Source organism: Catenuloplanes niger (assembly GCF_031458255.1).
GTDB lineage: Bacteria > Actinomycetota > Actinomycetes > Mycobacteriales > Micromonosporaceae > Catenuloplanes > Catenuloplanes niger.
Map to the genome: position 1 here is coordinate 2,136,528 of NZ_JAVDYC010000001.1, position 17,129 is coordinate 2,153,656.

Consider the following 17,129-nt stretch of genomic DNA (forward strand, 5'->3'; position numbering starts at 1 on the left):
ACCGCTGAGACAGCGATTGTGTTGCATGTGTCTATTACCGGAAATCGCGGGATGGCGGCGCGACCGGCGCCTCGACCGCCTCCAGACGGTCCGCGACCAGGTTGATCACGTCCTCGACCTTCTCCAGGACACCGCGCACGAGCAGCGCCGAGCTGGTCCGGGCCACCTTCCGGTACCGCGCCCACAGCCCCGGCGAGCAGGTGACGTTGAGCATGCCGGTCTCGTCCTCGAGGTTGATGAACGTGACGCCGCCCGCGGTCGCCGGGCGCTGCCGGTGGGTGACGATGCCGCCGGCCAGCACGCGGGTGCCGGCGTCGATCCGCTTGAGCCGCGCGATCGGCACCGCACCGGCCGCGGTCAGCCGCTCGCGGATGAACCGCACCGGATGGCTCTCCGGGGAGAGGCCGGTGGCCCAGACGTCCGCGTAGAGCCGGTCGACCGCCTCCATGCCGGGCAGCGGCGGGGCCTCGGGCGCGCCCATCGGCAGCCGGTCCGGCCGGTCCTGCGCGGCGGCGCCGGCGGCCCAGAGCGCGGCGCGCCGGTCCATGCCGAACCCGGCGAACGCGTCCGCCGTGGCCAGCGCCTCCAGGTGACCGGCGCTCAGACCCACCCGGCGCGACAGATCCGAGATGTCGGTGTACCGGCCGTTGCGGCGGCGCTCCGCCTCGATCGCGGCGGCCAGCTCGGGCGACACCGACCGCACGCCGGACAGCCCGAGACGGACCACCGGGCCGCCCAGGCCCCACGAGTGCGGTGGCGCGCCCGGACCGCCGCCGTCCCAGACCGTGCGCGGCGTGGACTCCAGCGTCGCCATCGCGCCGCTTTCGTTGATGTCCGGCCGGCGCACCTCCACGCCGTGCCGCCGCGCGTCGTCGACCAGCGACTGCGGCGAGTAGAAGCCCATCGGCTGCGCGTTCAGCAGCGCGGCGCAGAACGCGGCCGGGTGGTACCGCTTCAGCCACGCGCTCGCGTACACCAGGTAGGCGAAGCTCATCGCGTGGCTCTCCGGGAAGCCGAAGCTGGCGAACGCGGACAGTTTCACGTAGAGGTCGTCGGCCAGCTCACCGCTGATCCCGCGCTCGGCCATCCCCGCGTACAGCCGGGATCTCAGCCTTTCCATCCGCTCGGCCGAGCGCTTCGAGCCCATCGCGCGCCGCAGCTGGTCGGCCTCGCCCGCGTCGAACCCGGCCACGTCGATCGCCAGCTGCATCAGCTGCTCCTGGAACAGCGGCACGCCCAGCGTCTTCTCCAGCGCGTTCCGCATCAGCGGATGCGGGTAGTCGACCTTCTCCCGGCCGTTCTTGCGCCGGATGTACGGGTGCACCGACCCGCCCTGGATCGGCCCGGGCCGGATCAGCGCCACCTCGATCACCAGGTCGTAGAACTCGCGCGGCTTCAGCCTCGGCAGCGTGGCCATCTGCGCGCGGCTCTCCACCTGGAACACGCCCACCGAGTCGGCCCGGCACAGCATGTCGTAGACCTCGGGGTCGTCCAGCGCCATCGTGCTCAAATCAAGATCAAGCTCGATCATGTCGTACGCGTAGTGCAGCGCGGACAGCATGCCGAGCCCGAGCAGGTCGAACTTGACCAGGCCCACGCTCGCGCAGTCGTCCTTGTCCCACTGCAGCACGCTGCGGCCGGCCATCCGCCCCCACTCGACCGGGCACACCTCGATCACCGGGCGGTCGCAGATGACCATGCCGCCGGAGTGGATGCCGAGGTGCCGGGGGAACGTCTGCAGCGCGTTCGCGTACTCCACGACGTGCTCCGGGATCTCCGCCACGTCCACCGTCGCGACCGAGCCCCACCGGTCGATCTGCCGGCTCCACGCGTCCTGCTGCCCGGACGAGAACCCGAACGCCTTCGCGACGTCCCGCACCGCGGACCGCGGCCGGTACGAGATCACGTTCGCCACCTGGGCCGCGTGCTCCCGCCCGTACTGCCGGTAGATGTACTGGATGACCTCCTCGCGCCGGTCCGACTCGATGTCCACGTCGATGTCCGGCGGCCCGTCCCGCTCCGGCGCCAGGAACCGCTCGAACAGCAGCTGCCAGCGCACCGCGTCCACGTTGGTCACCCAGAGCGCGTAGCAGACCGCCGAGTTCGCCGCCGATCCACGCCCCTGGCAGTAGATGTCGTTGCGCCGGCAGAAGTCCACGATGTCCCAGACGATCAGGAAGTATCCGGGGAAGTCGAGCTGCTCGATCATGTCCAGTTCGCGGTGCAGCTGCACGTACGCGTCCGGCGCCGCCTCCGGGGGGCCGTACCGTTTCAGCGCCCCGCGCCAGGTCAGCTCGCGCAGCCAGCTCATCTCCGTGTGCCCGGCCGGCACCGGGAAGTCCGGCAGCTCCGGCGCCACCAGGTTCAGGTCGAACGCGAGGTCCCGGGCGAAGTCCACGGTCCGGCGGACCGCGCCGGGGAAGTGCCGGAACCGCGCCGCCATCTCCGCACCGCCGCGCAGGTGCGCGGTCGCGGCCGCGGGCAGCCAGCCGTCCATCTCGTCCAGGCTGCGCCGGGCCCGCACCGCCGCCAGCGCGGTCGCCAGCCGCCGCCGGCCCGGCGTCGCGTAGTGCACGTTGTTCGTCGCCACCGTCGGCAGGTGCAGCTCGGCGGCCAGCGACGCCAGCGCCTCGTTCCGCACGCCGTCGAACGGGTCGCCGTGGTCGATCAGTTCCACCGCCACGTTGTCCGGGCCGAAGTTGCTCACCAGCCGGTCCAGCTCCCAGCGCGCCGCGTCCACGCCGTCGTACCGCAGCGCGGACGGCACCGTGCCCTTCCGGCAGCCGGTCAGCACCAGCACGTTCCCGGCCAGCTCCGCCGCCACCGACTCCAGTGACCCGTAGTCCGGCCGTCCCTTCTCGCCACCGCGCAGGTGCGCCCGGCTGATCGAGGAGGCAAGCCGCGCGTACCCCTCCGGCCCGTGCGCCAGCACCAGCAGGTGCTCCCCCGCCGGATCCGCCTCCCCGTTCTGCGGCCCCGGAAGGTCCAGCGACAGCTCCGCACCGAAGATCGTCGGCAGTCCCAGCTCCTTCGCCGCCTCCGCGAACCGCACCACGCCGTAGAACCCGTCGTGATCGGTCACCGCGAGGCCGCTCAGCCCCAGCCGCACCGCCTCCTCCGCCAGCTCCTCCGGATGGCTGGCCCCGTCCAGGAAGCTGAAGTTCGTGTGACAGTGCAGCTCCGCGTACTCGACCTCGCCCGCGCCGCGCGCGATCCCCTCGGGTGCCTCGTACCCGCGCCGCTTCCGCGTCCAGGCCGGCGAGTCACCGCCGTCCGGCTCCACCGCCAGTGGGTCCACGACGTACCCGCCGGACAGCTTCCGCTCCAGCTCCGCCCACGGCACATCCGGATTGCTGAACCCCACCCGAAACCCTTTCCGATCTTTTCCTCCTGCTCCCGGCGTGTCCCCCGCGGGCGCCCCTCGTGACGGCGGGCGGGGCGTGCGTCCTCAGTCGTAGCGGGCCTCCACGAACCAGCGGCCGCCGGCCAGCGAGAGAAGCAGCGCGGCACCGCCGGCCAGCGTCACCTGGAACCGGACGCGGCGGTGCGCCTCGGACGGGGCCCACCAGCGTTCGTCCACCGGCCACGGACCGGCCCAGCCGACGATGTCCGCCGGCTCGTCGCCCTCGGCGGCCAGCCGGGCCGGAGCACCGCTGAGCTCCAGCCGCGCGCTGACCCGCACCTCCTCGCCGGCCGCGTCGAAGACCCGCGCCGGGGCGGGACGCACCGGCACCAACGCGGGCGCCGGCGCCGGCAGGCTCCCCGGCCACGCCGGGCGGGTCCGGTCCCGCGCGGTCCGCCGCCGTGGCCCGGCCACCGGTCCGCCCCCGGCTCCGGCCGGCGCGCCCGCACCGGCCGGAGCCTCGACGGAGCCGCCCGGGTTTCCGGAGGCCCGGCGGCGCAACGGCACGACCTCCGCCAGGCCGGCACCCGAGGCGGGGTCCGGCTCCCGTGCGGCCGCACCGGCGTCACCGACCGGCACGGCCCCGCCCGGCCCCGCCTCGACCGGCACGGCCTCACCCGACACGGACGCGAAACCCCCCGGCACGGCTTCGACCGGCACGGCTTCGACCGGCACGGCTTCGACCGGCACGGCTTCGACCGGCACGGACGCGGAACCCGGCGGCCCGGCGGGCCGGAACGCGGGTGACAGGGGTGCCGGCGGCCGGAGGGACTCGGGGACGGGCTGGGGCGGGGGTTTGCGGGACCGGCGGCGGGTGGGCACCGGGGCCGGGCCGGGGGTCAGCGGGCCGGGACGGGCCGGGACGCGTTCGTCACCCCAGGGGACCAGGGTGACCGCGTCCGCCGGGGAACGGCCGCCGGCCAGGACCGGGGTGACCACGGAGTCGGGGCCGAGGAGACCCTGGACGCGGCTGAGGGCGCGGTGGGCGCGGCGGCGCTCCTCGCCGGTCTCGCCCCAGAGACCGGGTTGCAGGCCGGCGTGGGCGAGGATGCCCTCCGGGGTCAGCGTGAGGCGGATGATGCCGGAGGTCGGGCGCGGCGGTGCGGCGCGCAGGCCGGCGGCGGTGCGGCGGCCGGTGCCGGTCAGCCAGCCGTCGAGCTGCCAGCGGACGCGTTCGGCGATCGCGGCCGTGGTGAGCAGGCCGTCGTGGCGCCAGACCCGGTGCAGTTCCGCGCCGTGCTCGGTGACCGCGGTGATGCCGAGGCGGGTGCAGGCCAGGCCGTGGGCGGCGAGCCGGTCGTGCAGGCGCTCGGCGAGCGTCCGGGCGGCGAACGCGGCCACGTCCACCCGGTCCAGCGGCTCGTCGTAGGTGTCGGTGACCTCCAGGCCGGGCGGTGGCCGGCGGACCGCGAGCGGCCGGTGGTCGCGGCCGGCGGCGAGCCGGTGCGCCAGCGCCGCGTCGAAGCCGAAGCGGGCCAGCACGTCCGAGGCGGGCAGCGCGGCGAACGCGCCGAGCGTGCGGACGCCGAGCCGGCGCAGCATGTCGGTGAGCTGCGGCCGGTCGAGCGTCTCCACGCCGAGTCCGGCCAGGAACTCCGGGGTGCCGCCGGGCGGGACGATGACGCCGCGCCGGGCCGCGAGGCCGGCCGCGAACGTGCCGTCGGCGATGCCGGCCTGCGCCTCCACCTCGCAGGACGCGGCGACGTGCTCGACGATGAGCTCCGCGGCCGGTTCCTCGCCGCCGAAGTAGCGGGCCGGGCCGCGGGCGGCGAGCGCGGCGGCGCCCGGGCGCAGCACCTCGACGCCGGCCGCCTTCTCCTCGATCGCGGCGACGACCGGCTCGAACGCGCGCGCGTCCCGCCCGGCGTCCCACTCGACCACGGTCAGGCCCGGGCAGCGGCTCTCCGCCTCCCGTTTGCGCAGCCCGCGGCGTACGCCCTCGACCCGGGCGGCCTCGCTGCACGCGACCACCCGGTTGGCCCTCAGCACCGCCACCGGCCCGCCCACGGCCACGCCCTCCGTGATCTCGGCCGCCACCACCGGCCAGTCCGGGCACCACAGCAGCAGCGTCCGGAGCGTGTCCGCGCCGCTCATGCCGGCTCGGCCGACGGTCCGACCAGCGTGAGCGGTGCGCGGGGCGTGGCCGTGGCGGGCGGGTCGACGAGCGTGACGGTGGTCGCGCCGGGGGTGCCGGCGACAACCGCGGCGAAGCGGTCCGAGGCGGCGGGGAGCCAGACGCGGATCTCGCGCGGCCGGGTGGCGGCGCCACGGCCCCGGGCGGAGATGGTGAGGCGGCGGCGGGTGAGGCGACCGTGGCCGGGCCCGAGACCGTCCCAGGCGCCGTCGGTGATCTGCAGGGTGACGTCCGCGCCGGTCCAGGCGCCGTACGGGACGAGCACGCAGCCACGCTGCCGGGCGCGGGCCGCGAGCCGGTCGGTGACCACGGTGGAGACGCCGTCCGGCGCGGCCGCGACCACCACGTCGACGCCGTCGATCAGCGCGGCGACCACGGTCGGCCACTCCGCCCCGGGGTACGGCACGAGCGCCAGGCGGTCCAGCGCGATCCCGGCCTCGGCCGCCGCGAGCAGGCCCAGTGCCGGCACGCCGACCACCGCACACCAGGAACCGGCCCGGGACGCCTCGGCGAGCAGCGCCAGCATCAGTGAGGTGCCGCCGCTGGCGGACCGGGCCGTGCCGACCGCGACCGTGCTGCCCCGGCGCAGCCCACGATTCGGCAGCAATCCGCCCAATTCGGGCGCCACCGGCAACAGGCGGTGCGCGCCGGACTCGTCCATCTCGCTGGCCGGCCGCACCAGCTGCGCCAGGGCAGACCCGAGCACCATCCGGCCCGCCATGTCACCCTCAGCTGTTCTTCCGCGTCGTTCCCGGACCGCACCCCGCCGGCGGCCCACCCATGTCACTCGTCCGTCCCGCCGCGGCCGTACGCGGGCGGGAGCCGCCCGGCCCGTGCCGGGCGGCGCGTGCCGTGCGGCGCGTGCCGTGCGGCGCGTGCCGTGCGGCGCGTGCCGTGCGGCGCGTCAGGCCGCGGCCAAGCCGTCGAGCGAGGGCTGGTGCGCGATGCCGAGCGCCGCCTCGATCACGGCCACGAACTGCTCGGCCGACCGCAGCAGATCGTCCGCCTCGCGGGCGGTGACCACCCGGGGGATGCCGGCCTCGGCGGCCGCGCGCTTGGACGCGCCGAGCGCGAAGTAGGTCGCCCACTCACCGAGCTCCGGCGCGACCAGCACCAGCAGCTCCCACACGCTGGTCACCCGGTTGCGCCGGGACGGTGCGGGGCGGGCACGGGCCGCGAGCACGGCCGCGGCGGCGCGCAGCGCGGCGAGGTGGGCGGCCGCGTAACGCAGGCCGTCGGGCCGGGTCTGCGCCGCCTCCGCCAGCCCGCGGCGCGCCGTCGCCAGCAGCTGTGCGGGAGTGCGGTGCGGCAGCATGTGCGCCGGGACGGTGGGCACCTGGTCTGCGTTGCTCGCCATGGGTCTGACCTCCGCGTGTAGTGACGCGACCTCTCTCGCCTGCTCACTGCTCCGGACTGCGCACCACCGGTCCGGCGAGCCGGCCGAACGCGTTGCTTCCCCACACCACGTCCGGCCGGCACCCGCGTCGGCTGGTCCGCCGCCCGCCACCCGGGGGTCGAGGGTGTCGGACGGCGGCCCTGCCTGTGCTGCGAACCCGGCTCGCGACTTCCGGGATCGCCGCGGTCTCCGCGGGACCGCGACCGGGATCGGCGCCGCGAATCGCCTCACCCGATCAAGTTAGAACGCATGTTCTAACTCCTTGAGACAGTACACCCTGGGTCCGACAAAAACGCAACGGTGCGGCGCCGGGCTGTTCCGGGCCGTGATCAGGCGGAAGCGCCGCCCTCGGAACCGGCGTCGGGCCCGGATTCGCGGCGGCGGGCACGACGCCCGCGGGCCAGCTCGGTGCCGAGCGCGTCCAGCCGCTGCGCCCAGAAGCCGCGGAAGTGCTCCAGCCACGCGTCCACCTCGCGCAGCGGCGCCGGCTCGACCGCGTAGAGCCGGCGCGTCCCCTCCGCGCGCACCCGGGCGAAGCCGTGCTCCCGCAGCACCTTCAGGTGCTGGGAGACCGCCGGCTGACTGATCCCGAACTCGGCCTGCACCACCGCGCCGATCTCACCGGCGGCCCGCTCGCCGTCCGCGAGCAGCTCCAGGATCCGGCGGCGGACCGGATCACCCAGGATGTCGAACGCGTGCACGTACCGAAAGCTAGCAAGACGCTCTTATATAAGTCCAGGTTGAAACTAAGCGGCGGGCACCGACGGGCATGCCCGGGAGAACTAGGCTGTGGGTTCCAGACCCCGCACGGCTCGGCCCGCGCGGGCCACTGACGCATCGTGGGAGACGAGTCATCGTGATCTTGGGTATCGACATCGGCGGTTCCGGTATCAAGGGTGCGCCGGTCGACATCGAGGCCGGCGCGCTGCTGGCGGACCGTTTCCGGATCGAGACCCCGCAGCCCGCCGACGTCGAGCGGGTGGCCGCCGTGGTCGGCGAGGTCGCCGCGAAGTTCGGCGACACCGACCGGGTCGGCGTGACGTTCCCCGGCGTGGTGGTCCGCGGCGTCACCAAGACCGCGGCGAACGTGGACAAGTCCTGGATCGACGCGGACGCGGCCGGGTTGTTCACCGAGGCGGTCGGCCGCCCGGTCACGGTGCTCAACGACGCGGACGCGGCCGGCGTGGCCGAGATGCGCTTCGGTGCCGGCCGCGGCGTGACCGGCACCGTGCTGATGCTGACGTTCGGCACCGGCATCGGCACCGCGCTCTTCGTCGACGGCACGCTGGTGCCGAACACCGAGCTCGGCCACCTGGAGCTGGACGGCGTGGACGCGGAGACCCGCGCCGCCGACCGGGCCCGCGAGGCCGAGGACCTGTCCTGGCCGGACTGGGCCGCGCGGGTCGAGCGCTACCTGCGGCACATCGACATGCTGCTGCAGCCCGGCCTGATCATCATCGGCGGTGGCGTCAGCAAGAAGGCGGAGAAGTTCCTGCCCCTGATCGACCTGCGCACCCCGGTGGTCCCGGCGCAGCTGCTCAACAACGCGGGCATCATCGGCGCCGCCGCGCTGGCCGCCGAGTCCGTCTGACGGCACGCGCATGCGGGCGGTCGTCTTCGAGGAGTTCGGCACGCGACCGGAGGTGCACGAGGTCCCCGACCCCGTGCCCCCGGCCGGCGGCGTGGTGATCCGGGTGGAGGCCACCGGCCTGTGCCGCAGCGACTGGCACGGCTGGCGCGGGCACGACCCGGACATCCGGCTGCCGCACGTGCCCGGTCACGAGTTCGCCGGCGTGATCGCGCACGTCGGCGACGGCGTGACCGGCTGGGCGCCCGGCGACCGGGTGACCGTGCCGTTCGTCTGCGCGTGCGGCCGGTGCGCGTCCTGCCTCGCCGGCGACCAGCAGGTCTGTGAGCGGCAGACGCAGCCCGGCTTCACCGGCTGGGGCTCGTTCGCGGAGCTCGTCGCGATCGAGAACGCGGAGATCAACCTGATCCGGCTGCCCGGCGAGCTGTCCGCGAGCGCGGCCGCGTCGCTGGGCTGCCGGTTCGCCACCGCGTTCCGGGCCGTGGTCACGCAGGGCCGGGTCGCGGCCGGCGAGTGGGTCGCGGTGCACGGCTGCGGCGGCGTGGGCCTGTCCGCCGTCATGATCGCGCACGCCGCGGGCGCGCGGGTGGTCGCCGTGGACACCTCGGCGGGCGCCCGCGAGCTGGCCCGGCGGCACGGCGCGGACGTGGTGCTGGAGGCGATGGCCGGCGAGGACGCGGTGGCGGCCGCGATCCGCGACCTGACCGGTGGCGGCGCGCACGTGTCGATCGACGCGGTGGGCAGCGCCGCGACCTGCGTGAGCTCGGTGCGCAGCCTGCGCCGCCGGGGCCGGCACGTGCAGGTCGGCCTGTTGCCCGCGGTGGCCGGGGCGCCGCCCGTACCGATGGATCTGGTCATCGCGTGGGAGCTGGAGCTGCGGGGCAGTCACGGCATGGCCGCACACGCGTATCCCGCACTGCTGGAGCTGGTGGCGTCCGGTGCGCTGCGCCCGGACCTGCTGGTGGCGGACACGATGGGACTGGCCGCGGCCGCGGACGCGCTCACCACGATGGATCGCCCGGCGGTGCCCGGCATCCGGCTGGCCGACCCGCGCCTCTAGATCAACCATCTTCAGACTACTCACAGCCGAGACCAAGCCGGGGCAGATCCTCCGGGCGCACCGTGAATGACATGACCGACGCGACGCACAGCCCAGAGCAGCAGATCAACACCCCTCAGCGGTACGCGGAGAGCGCCCACCACCCGGCGCCCGCCGGCCCTCGCGACGTGGCCCACCCGGCGCCCGTCGCCCATACGGCGCCCGCCGGCCCCCGCGACGTGGCCCACCCGGTCGCGCACCGGCCGCCCTACGGCGGCGCGCTCCCCGCCGGCCCGTCCCACGGCGGCGCGCCCTCCGTCGGCCTCTCCTACGGTGGCGCGTTCCCCGCCGGCCTCTCCCACCACGGCGGCGGGATCTCCGGTGCGCCCGCCTACGCGCCCGTCGCGCTGTCGCCGCTCGGGCTGCCCGCCGCGCCCCCGGCACCGCCCGCGCCCCCAGCCCCGCCGGTGTACCCGCCGCTGCACGGCGGCTCGACCGGCGGCAACGGGCGCCCGCGCCGGCGCCGGCGCACGCTGGCCGCCGCCGCGCTCGCGCTGGCCCTGGCGGCCGGCACCACCGGCGGCGTGATCGGCAACGCGCTCGGTGCCGACGGCACGCCCGCCGGCACGTCCGCGGCCACCACGGCCACCGTGACGGCCGCGAGCACCGGGACGATCAGCACGCTCAGCGGCGTGGTGGAGGCGGTCGCGCCCAGCATCGTGACGATCAACATCCAGAGCGGGCGCGGCACCTCGCTCGGCTCCGGCGTGATCCTCAGCTCCGACGGGCTGGTGCTGACGAACAACCACGTGGTCGCGGACGGCGGCACGATCACCGCGGACCTGGCGGACGGGCGTACCGTGTCCGCCACGCTGGTCGGCACGGACGCGTCGCACGACCTCGCGGTGATCCAGCTGCAGGACGTCTCCGGCCTGACCGCGGCCGCGCTCGGCGACAGCGACTCGCTGACCGCGGGGCAGACCGTGCTCGCGTTCGGCAGCCCGCTCGGCCTGGAGGGCACGGTCACCTCCGGCATCGTCTCCGCGCTGCACCGCGAGACCAGCGAGGACACCGGCGAGCAGGAGCCGCAGAGCCCGTTCGGCGGCGCGCAGAGCCAGCAGCGGACCACCACGCTCTCCGACCTGATCCAGACGGACGCGGCGATCAACTCCGGCAACTCCGGCGGCGCGCTCGTCGACACGGCCGGCCGGGTGATCGGCATCAACGTGGCGATCGCCACCACGGGTGACTCCACCGGAAACATCGGTGTCGGCTTCGCGATCCCGGTCAACACCGCGAAGACCGTGATCGCCCAGATCACCGGCGCCGCCGTCTGACCCGGCCGCCCGCACCCGGTGATCCAGCCGTCCCGCATGCCGGCGGAACGACGTGCGGAACGCCTGGATCACCGGACGGGGCCGGGGCGGCCCCCTGTTGTGCGGGCGGTCGTGGCGCATATCGTGTGCGGGATGAGCACCAGCACCCCTCCGCGACGTGCCTGGGTGGAAGAGATCATGGGCATGCCCGTGAGCGTCCATCTGCGCGGCCCGGGAGTGGACTCCGACGAGGTCGCCCAGCATGTGGCCGGCGTCTTCGTGGAGCTGCGGGCCGTGGACGCGATGTTCAACCCGGCGCGTCCGGACAGCCAGATCGCCCGGCTCAACCGTGGCGAGATCGACTTCTCCGGTTGCCACCCGGCGATCCGGACCGTGCACGGCCTCTGCGAGGAGGCGCACACCCGCACCGACGGCTTCTTCAACCCGTGGCTGCCCGACCCGGAGGCCAAGGGCGGTTATCGGTACGACCCGTCCGGCCTGGTCAAGGGCTGGGCGGTGCAGCGGATCGCGGACCGGCTGGCCGACCTCGACGGGCACGACCTCTGCCTGAACGCCGGCGGTGACGTGGTGCTGACCACGGTGCCGGGCCACCCGGTCTGGCGGGTCGGCATCGAGGACCCGGCCGAGCCGAACCGGATGCTCCGGGTCTGCGCGATCGCCACCGGCGCGGTCGCCACCGCCGGCGCGGCGCACCGGGGCGGGCTGGTCGTCAATCCGTACACCGGGCAGGACGCCACCGAGCTGCGGTCGGTGACCGTGGCCGGGCCGTCGCTGCTCTGGGCGGACGTGTTCGCGATCGCGGCCGTCGCCCGCGGTGCGGAGGGCCTCGACTGGCTGATGCGCCTGGAGGAGTACGAGGCACTGGTCGTGGACGCGAGCGGCACACTGCGGACCACCAGCGGCTGGGACCGGCTGGTGCTCTCCACCAGTGACCCGAACCTCTACTCACAGACGGCCTGAGCCTTGACGGCGCTGACCACGTTGCACGTCTGGCGGGTGCCCCGGCGGGCGCTCGGCGGCGTGCTGACCCGGATGGCCGTGGACCGGCGCCGGCTGCGCGCACTGCCCGGTGTCCGCTTCGCGAAGCTGCTCGGCACCGGGACCGGCACCACGTTCGGGCCGGGTGACGCCGATCTCACCCGGTGGGCCGCGGTCACCGTCTGGGACGACCCGGCCGCCGCGGCGGCGTTCGACACGTCCGCGGTCGGCCGCGCGTGGGCCCGGGTGAGCACGTCGTCGGTCCGGGTGGACCTGCGACCGCTGCACAGCCGGGGCACGTGGTCCGGCCGTACCCCCTTCGCCGTGGAAAACGGTTCCAAGACGGACGGCCCGGTGCTGGCCCTGACCCGCGCCCGGCTCGCCCCGGCCCGCGCGCTCACGTTCTGGCGCGCGATCCCGCCGGTCACCGCCGCGCTGCACGACGCGGACGGCGTGCTCAGCCGATTCGGCGTCGGCGAGGCACCGATCGGGTGGCAGGGCACCATCAGCGTGTGGCGGAGCACGGCACATCTCCTGGAATTCGCGTACCGTCACCCGCAGCACCGCGCGGCGATCGCGCGTACCCCCGGAGCCCGGTGGTATGCGGAGGAACTGTTCGCCCGATTCGCGGTGCTGGACCTGGCCGGCGACCGTGCGGTGCTGGGATGGGCGGACGACGGCGGGAAGGAAAGCGGGGGACGATGAGGCTCGTGCCGTGGACGCCGGACGACCTGCTTCGCCGGATCGACGACGTGATCACCGTGTACGGCGACGCGATGGGCTACCGGGCGGAGCTGCTCGCGGCCCGGCGTGGCTACGTGGCGACGCACGCCCGGCGCCCCGGCTTCCGCGCGGTGGCGACGCTCACGACGGACGGGCACCTCGCCGGGTTCGGCTACGGCTACACGTCCGCGTCCGGTCAGTGGTGGCACGACCAGGTGCGCGGCGCGCTCGCCGACACCGACCGCAAGACCTGGCTCGGTGACTGCTTCGAGGTGGTGGAGCTGCACGTCAGCCCGCCCGCGCAGGGCCACGGCATCGGTGCCCGCCAGTTGCGCGCGCTGCTGACCATGGCCGAGGGCGGCACCACGCTGCTCTCCACGCCCGAGGCGCCGGAGCAGGAGTCACGCGCGTGGCGGCTCTACCGCCGCTTCGGGTACGTGGACGTGCTGCGCGACTTCCACTTCCCGGGCGACGAGCGTGCGTTCGCGGTACTCGGCCGGGAGCTGCCGCTGCCCGCCGACCAGAAGCTGTGATCGCCCGCTGGCTGCCGCTGGCCGTCCTGGTCCTGGCGCAGATCTGTTACCCGCTGACCAGCGGTGACGTGCGCAACGGCCTGACCGTCGCCACGGTGGTGCTCGGTTTCGTGATCTCCGTGGGGCACGCGGCCGCGACCCGGGGCGCCCGGACCGCGGTGGCGCTGGTGGCGATCGCGGCCGGTGGCGGGTTTCTGATCGAGGCGACCGGCGTGCACACCGGGTTCCCGTTCGGCGGGTACGACTACTCCGGCCAGCTCGGCCCGAAGGTGCTCGGCGTACCCCTGATCATCCCGCTGGCCTGGGCCTGGATGACGTGGCCGGCGTGGCTGTCGGCCGGCCGGGTGGTCTCCCGACCGGTGCCGCGGGTGCTGCTCGCCGCGGCCGGGCTGGCCGCGTGGGACCTCTTCCTCGACCCGCAGATGGTCGCGGCCGGGCACTGGTCCTGGCACGACCCGGAGCCGGCGCTGCCCGGGGTGCCGGGCATCCCGGTGACGAACTACCTGGGCTGGCTGATGTTCGCGGTCGTGGTGGCCGCGCTGCTGTCGGCCGTGACCGACCGGTCGGTCACGGCGGCGGACCAGCCGATGTACGCGCTCTACCTGTGGACCTACGGCTCCTCGATCATGGCTCACGCGGTCTTCCTCGGCCTGCCCTCGTCCGCGGTCTGGGGCGGCGTGGGCATGGCGGTGCTCGCGGTGCCGCTGGCGGTCACGCTCCTCCGCGGCCGGCGCCCGGCCACGAGCACACCCGGCGACGCGGCCACACCCGGCAAGACGGCCACGCCCGGCGACGCGGCCACACCCGGCGACGCGCGCGTCCCCGGGGCCCGTCCGGGTTCCCGCCGCTGACGCCGTGCCCGATCCGCTGCTCGTGCTCGCCGCCGCGCAGGCCGCCACGGCCGGCGCGCTGACCCTGCACACGCTGATCAACGCGCGGCTGCTGCACCGGCCGGCCACGGTGGAGGCGACCGCGGAGCCGGCCACGGTGGAGACCACCGCGGAGCCGGCCACGGTCGAGGCGACCGCCGAGCCGGTCGCCGTGCTGCTCCCGCTGCGCGACGAGGCCGGCCGGGTCGCGCCCTGCCTGCGCGCGCTGCTCGCCCAGGAGGGCGTCGCCGAGATCGTGGTCCTGGACGACGGCTCCACCGACGGCACCGCCGACGTGGTCCGCGCGATCGCCGGCGACGACCCCCGGGTCCGCCTGCTCACCGGCGCGCCCCCGCCGCCCGGCTGGCTCGGCAAGCCGCACGCCTGCCACCGGCTCGCCGCCGCCACGGACGCGCCGGTCATCGTCTTCATCGACGCGGACGTGGTCCTGGAACACCCGCACGCGATCACCGGCGTCGCCGCGCTGCTCCGCCGGCTCGGGGCGGACCTGCTCAGCCCGTACCCCCGGCTGGAGGCGGTGAGCGCCGGTGAGCGGCTCGTACAGCCGCTGCTGCAGTGGACCTGGCTCACCTTCCTGCCGCTGCGTGCGATGGAGCGCTCGCGCCGGCCGTCGCTCGCCGCCGCCGGCGGTCAGCTGCTGGTCGCGGACGCGACCGCCTACCACCGGGCCGGCGGCCACGCGGCGGTGCGCGCGGAGATCCTGGAGGACATCGCGCTGGCCCGCGCGGTCAAGCGGGCCGGCGGCCGGATCGCGCTGGCGGACGGTACGCCGGTGGCCCGGTGCCGGATGTACACCGGCTGGCGGGAGCTCGCCGACGGGTACGGCAAGTCACTCTGGGCCTCGCTCGGGCCGCTGCCCACGGCCGTACCCGTGCTGCTGTTCCTGCTGTTCTGCTACACGCTGTCGCCGCTGACCGCGCTCGCCGCCGCGCTCACCGGGCACGCCGCCGCGGCCGGGCTCGCGGCGCTCGCCACGCTGGCCGGCGTGGCCGGGCGGGTCCGGTCCGCGCACGCGACCGGCGGCCGGGCCTGGCCGGACGCGCTCGCGCACCCGGTCTCGATCGCGCTGCTCGCCTGGTTGACGCTCCGCTCCCACCACCTGCGCCGCCGCGGCCGGCTGAGCTGGCGCGGCCGTACCGTCAGCTGACCGGCCCGGAACCCGTTCATCGACGGGTGACTTGGCGCGGTTGCCGGCACACGCGATGATGACCGGATGAGCCGGACAGTCAAGATGATCCTGGCAGTGATGCTGCTCGTCACCGGGATCACCGGCCTGGTGGTCCTCCTCGGCGGTGAGGGCCTGGACCGGGCCGAGAAGTGGGTGTCGATCGTCGGCGTGACCGCGTCGGTCGTGCTGAGCGGTCTCGGCCTCACGGTGTCCTGGCTCGCCTGGCGCCGCCCCGCCCCCGCCGAGCCGGCCCCGGCCGCCGTTCCGGCACCGGCTCCGAGCCCCGCCCCCGTCCCCGCCCCGGTCCCGGGCGTCGACGTGCGTGGTGCGCGGGGTGTGCAGATCGGTGACCACAACACCCAGCACAACACCTTCTGAGCGGTACGCCGCCGGTCACGTGCGCACGGCGATGCCCTATAAAGGGCAGGTGACGGCGGTAGCGGTGATCGGAGCGGGAGTCGGTGGTCTGGCGGCCGCGGCCCGGCTGGCAGCGGCGGGGCACTCCGTCACCATCTACGAGCGGGCCGACACGGTCGGCGGGAAGCTGGCCCGCTACTCCCGGGACGGCTTCACGTTCGACACCGGGCCGAGCCTGTTCACGCTCCCCCAGGTCTTCGAGGAGCTGTTCGCGGACGTCGGGGCGAACCTGCACGACCACCTCGACCTGGTGCGGCTCGACCCGATCGTGCGGCATCACTTCCCGGACGGCACCGCGCTCGACTCGTGCGCCGACCCGGCCGAGTTCGCCGGGCGGATCGGCACCGCGTTCGGGCCGGCGGCCGCGGCGGACTGGTCCCGGCTCTGGTCCCGCGCCGAGCGCGTCTGGCACGCCTCGTGGCGCGACGTGCTGCGCAACCCGTTCGACGGCCCCGCCGACCTCGCGAAGCTCGCCTGGCACGTCCGCGACCTGGCCGCGATCGCGCCCGGCCGCACGCTGCGCGGGCTGGGCCGCGAGTACCTGCGCGACGCGCGGCTGCGCATGCTGCTCGACCGCTACGCCACGTACGCCGGCGCCGATCCCCGGCGCGCCCCGGCCGCACTGGTCGCGGTCCCGTACGCGGAGCTGGCCTTCGGTGGCTGGTATCTGCGGGGTGGTCTCGGGCGGCTGGCCGACGCGCTGCTCACGCTCTGCCTGGACCTCGGCGTGGTGGTGGAGACCGGCGCGACCGTGACCCGGATCGAGGCGACCGGCGGCCGGGTGCAGGCGATCCGGGTGCGCGGCGCGCGCGGCACCGCGCACCGGGTGCCGGTGTCCACCGTGGTGGCGAACGTGGACGCGCTCACCCTCTACCGTGACCTGCTGCCGTCGCCGCGCCGGCTGGCCGCGCTGACCGACCGCAGCCTGGCCGGTTTCGTGCTGCTGCTGGGCGTGCGTGGCGAGTCCGGCCTGGCGCACCACACGGTGTTCTTCCCGCGCGACTACGACGCGGAGTTCGACGCGGTCTTCGGTGATCCGGGCCGCGGCGTGCCGGCCCGGCCCCCGGCCGACCCGACCGTGTTCGTGACCGTGGCCAACGACCCGAGCGTCCGGCCGGACGGACACGAGGCGTGGTTCGTGCTGGTCAACGCGCCCCGGCACGGCCTGGCCGCGGACGCGGTGGACTGGCGGCGGCCCGGGCTGGCGGACGCGTACGCGGACCGGATCCTGGACCTGCTGGCCGCGCGCGGTGCCGACGTGCGGGATCGGCTGGTGTTCCGGGAGGTCCGCACGCCCGCGGACCTGGCCGCGTCCGCGCACGCGCCGGGCGGTGCGATCTACGGCACCGCGAACCACGCGCTGCTGCGCCCGGCGAACCGTGGTCCCGTGCACGGCCTGCACCTGGTCGGCGGCTCCGCGCACCCGGGTGGCGGCCTGCCGATGGTCGCGCTCTCCGCCCGGATCGCCGCGGCGCAGATCAACAAGACCCGATAGCCGCGAGGGTACGCCACGGGCCCTCCCA

15 protein-coding genes are annotated in these 17,129 nt (G+C 75.3%); 10 read left to right on the forward strand and 5 right to left on the reverse strand.

What is annotated here, in order from left to right; genetic code table 11:
* Positions 1-34 precede the first annotated feature (34 nt).
* The 5 genes from J2S44_RS09200 to J2S44_RS09220 all read right to left on the reverse strand — a co-directional run bounded on the left by J2S44_RS09200 (position 35) and on the right by J2S44_RS09220 (position 7,634).
* Positions 35-3,364: an error-prone DNA polymerase gene (locus J2S44_RS09200; RefSeq protein WP_310410711.1), complete on the reverse strand. Its 3,330-nt coding sequence runs from the start codon at positions 3,362-3,364 to the stop codon at positions 35-37.
* Positions 3,365-3,448: 84 nt separating this feature from the next.
* Positions 3,449-5,497 (reverse strand): Y-family DNA polymerase, encoded by a 2,049-nt coding sequence (locus J2S44_RS09205; RefSeq protein ID WP_310410713.1) that lies wholly within the window; start codon positions 5,495-5,497, stop codon positions 3,449-3,451.
* The gene (gene imuA' / locus J2S44_RS09210; RefSeq protein ID WP_310410715.1) at positions 5,494-6,258 is read right to left on the reverse strand and encodes a DnaE2-dependent mutagenesis accessory factor ImuA'; all 765 of its coding nucleotides are present in this window, start codon (positions 6,256-6,258) and stop codon (positions 5,494-5,496) included. Before imuA' ends, J2S44_RS09205 begins: the two co-directional genes overlap by 4 nt.
* A gap of 183 nt (positions 6,259-6,441) precedes the next feature.
* On the reverse strand, positions 6,442-6,894 hold the full coding sequence (locus J2S44_RS09215; RefSeq protein ID WP_310410716.1) for an SAV_6107 family HEPN domain-containing protein: 453 nt from the start codon (positions 6,892-6,894) through the stop codon (positions 6,442-6,444).
* Positions 6,895-7,262: 368 nt separating this feature from the next.
* Positions 7,263-7,634 carry an ArsR/SmtB family transcription factor gene (locus J2S44_RS09220; protein WP_310410717.1) on the reverse strand — a complete coding sequence of 124 codons (372 nt, stop codon included), beginning with the start codon at positions 7,632-7,634 and terminating at the stop codon, positions 7,263-7,265.
* A 155-nt stretch (positions 7,635-7,789) separates the two neighbouring features.
* Here J2S44_RS09220 and ppgK point away from each other — a divergent pair, with 155 nt between their 5' ends.
* The 10 genes from ppgK (at position 7,790) to J2S44_RS09270 (ending at position 17,101) form a co-directional block, all read left to right on the forward strand.
* Complete coding sequence (ppgK, locus tag J2S44_RS09225; RefSeq protein ID WP_310410719.1) at positions 7,790-8,524, forward strand: polyphosphate--glucose phosphotransferase; 735 nt, start codon at positions 7,790-7,792, stop codon at positions 8,522-8,524.
* A gap of 10 nt (positions 8,525-8,534) precedes the next feature.
* Entirely contained in the window at positions 8,535-9,581 is a 1,047-nt protein-coding gene (locus J2S44_RS09230; RefSeq protein WP_310410720.1) for a zinc-dependent alcohol dehydrogenase family protein, read from the forward strand.
* A gap of 71 nt (positions 9,582-9,652) precedes the next feature.
* Positions 9,653-10,897, forward strand: coding sequence for a S1C family serine protease (locus J2S44_RS09235; RefSeq protein WP_310410722.1), 1,245 nt, complete (start codon positions 9,653-9,655; stop codon positions 10,895-10,897).
* Positions 10,898-11,029: 132 nt separating this feature from the next.
* Entirely contained in the window at positions 11,030-11,857 is an 828-nt protein-coding gene (locus J2S44_RS09240; RefSeq protein WP_310410724.1) for an FAD:protein FMN transferase, read from the forward strand.
* 3 nt (positions 11,858-11,860) lie between these two features.
* Entirely contained in the window at positions 11,861-12,580 is a 720-nt protein-coding gene (locus tag J2S44_RS09245; RefSeq protein ID WP_310410725.1) for a monooxygenase, read from the forward strand.
* A complete protein-coding gene (locus J2S44_RS09250; protein WP_310410726.1) occupies positions 12,577-13,131 on the forward strand; it encodes a GNAT family N-acetyltransferase in 555 nt (184 codons plus the stop codon). Before J2S44_RS09245 ends, J2S44_RS09250 begins: the two co-directional genes overlap by 4 nt.
* Positions 13,128-13,982 (forward strand): carotenoid biosynthesis protein, encoded by an 855-nt coding sequence (locus J2S44_RS09255; RefSeq protein WP_310410728.1) that lies wholly within the window; start codon positions 13,128-13,130, stop codon positions 13,980-13,982. The genes J2S44_RS09250 and J2S44_RS09255 overlap by 4 nt, the downstream gene beginning before the upstream one ends.
* 4 nt (positions 13,983-13,986) lie before the next feature.
* Complete coding sequence (locus tag J2S44_RS09260) at positions 13,987-15,168, forward strand: glycosyltransferase family 2 protein (RefSeq protein ID WP_374727822.1); 1,182 nt, start codon at positions 13,987-13,989, stop codon at positions 15,166-15,168.
* Between the two features lie 66 nt (positions 15,169-15,234).
* Complete coding sequence (locus J2S44_RS09265) at positions 15,235-15,567, forward strand: hypothetical protein (RefSeq protein WP_310410730.1); 333 nt, start codon at positions 15,235-15,237, stop codon at positions 15,565-15,567.
* A 49-nt stretch (positions 15,568-15,616) separates the two neighbouring features.
* Positions 15,617-17,101 (forward strand): phytoene desaturase family protein, encoded by a 1,485-nt coding sequence (locus J2S44_RS09270; RefSeq protein WP_310410732.1) that lies wholly within the window; start codon positions 15,617-15,619, stop codon positions 17,099-17,101.
* Positions 17,102-17,129 lie beyond the last annotated feature (28 nt).